Here is a 2,049-nt window from a genome sequence, read left to right as displayed (position 1 = left end):
TGTCGAGTCTCAGTTGATGGTTGACGGGTTGGCGTCGGGTGGTGCTTGACGTCTGCCCTAGACGCAATGCCAGTGACTTAAGCGGCTACTGACGCTCCGGGCGAAGGCGTTTCCGCACGTCAGAGCCTCGAAGTGCTACATAAGTCATCGGTATTGGCCCTAGACGATCTTCCGGCGGTTGTGTTCGCCGGATTTGCGGACCACCACCTCCTTCCTGGTGACACGCGGGACGGTGGTGATCAGCTCGCCGCTGTGAAAGACCCGGATCGTTTCCTCGTCCAGGTGGGCGGTGACGACCTGGTGGGCATAGCCGCGGCCGAGCTGGACGCGCTGTCCGGCGACCATGAAGCCGCCGACGCTGCTGACCGTCCGCTCGGCGATCTGCTCGGCGGGCGGAGGCAGCAGCGGTGACGGCCCGGCCGGACGAGCGCCTTGCAGACGTCCGCAGGCCGAGGGCGGCAGCGGGCTGGGCAGGGTGGCTTGCAGGACACGCTGCTCGTCCAGGACCTGCAGGACTTTCCCGTCGAGCCGAAGAGTGACCCGCTGTCCGGCGAACGGCCAGCCGACCAGGACCTTGTCACCTGCCAGACCGACGTAGCCGACCGCGTTGACGGTCCGGTCCACCTCCACCGCCCCCTTCGTGTCCTTCGCCAGGCCGGGGTCGTCCGCCCAGGGGCCGGCGGGTCGGGCGCCTCCGCCTGCCAGCAGGGCTTTGAGATCCCGGCCAGACAGCTTCGAGGGCAGGGTCTTGTGCCGGCCGCCGCCGATGAGGACGTGCAGCCGGTTCACGTCGATCCGCAAGGTCACCGTGGTGCCGGCCAGGGCCGGCCCGAACCAGATCTGCTGCCCGCGCAGGCTCAGGTTCCCCGACGCGGGAACCACCCGATCCACCTCGATCGCACCGACCTCGCCTTCGGCCATCGGCCAGGCCCGTGGCACGGGCTCTGGCTCAGGCGCCGCGGATGCCGGAGCGGGGACCGGGTCGAGACGGGCGGGCAGCACCACCGGCAACGCGTCCTGCTCGGACCGCGGCCTGGGAACGAAGCGGCTGGCCGGGACGGCCATGTCCAGGGCCTGGTGCGGCCGCATCCGGTTGTAGTCCTCCAGCCAGGCATCCACCACCGCCTGCGCCGTCGCCACGTCGGAGAACGGATCGTGGTCGTCGAGGAGTTCACGCCGCAGGGTCTGGTGGAAGCGTTCGATCTTCCCCGTGGTCGTCGGGGACTGCGGCTTCGTCAGCCGGTGAGCGATGCCGTTCTCCCGGCAGATCCGGTCGAACATCGTCTCTCCGGGCTTGCCGAAGCCGAAGCGGGCGGTGAACTGCTTGCCGTTGTCCGTCAGCACCTCGCCGGGCACTCCGAACCGCACCAGTGCCTCGCCGAAGGCCAGACACACCGCCCGGGCCGTGGCCCGCTGCACCACCTTCGCGATCACCATGAACCGGGAGTGGTCGTCGATCCCAGTGACCATCTTGCACTCGCTGCCATCTGCCAGCAGGATCCCGCCGACGATGTCCATCTGCCACAGTTCCATCGCCGTCGACCGCTCCCACCTGCGATAATCCGACCGGCGCCGCTTACGCACTCCCGGCTCGACCAGACCATTGCGGACCAGGACCCGGTAGACCGTCGCCCTGGACGGCACCGGCGTGATGCCCCTGCGTTCCAGCTCGTGCACCAGCCTGCGCGGACCCCAGCCGGGATGCCGGCGCCGCAACTCACACACCACCGCCTCCACTTCCCCGGCGATCCGGTGCGGACACGAGGCCGGCCGGTGCGACCGGTCCGCCAATCCCGGCAGGCCCGACTGCTCGTACTTGCGCACCCAGGAGTGCACCGACTGCCTCGACACCCCATACCGGGCGGCGACTTGGGTGACCGGAACCCCCGCGGCGACCTCCATCACCGCGTGATACCGCTGCTCGACCACGCTCAACTCCACCAGCACGGCCCCGGCCCTCCCTGCACGCGGATCAGATGCGCACAGCCAAGCCGAGGCAAGCGGTGTCAAGCATCAGGTGAAGCCACAACGTCAAGCATCAACCGAGAC

The 2,049-nt window shown here is 69.0% G+C and carries 1 protein-coding gene; it reads right to left on the bottom strand.

The window, feature by feature from the left end; genetic code table 11:
* Positions 1–159 precede the first annotated feature (159 nt).
* Positions 160–1,935 (bottom strand): IS481 family transposase, encoded by a 1,776-nt coding sequence (locus ACFY3J_RS38765; protein ID WP_390842884.1) that lies wholly within the window; start codon positions 1,933–1,935, stop codon positions 160–162.
* Between the last annotated feature and the right edge of the window lie 114 nt (positions 1,936–2,049).

The sequence above is a fragment of the Streptomyces sp. NPDC001231 genome (assembly GCF_042896885.1).
Taxonomy (GTDB): Bacteria; Actinomycetota; Actinomycetes; order Streptomycetales; family Streptomycetaceae; genus Streptomyces.
Note: the sequence above shows the minus strand (reverse complement) of the source record. Positions and strands in the feature narration are given on the sequence as shown.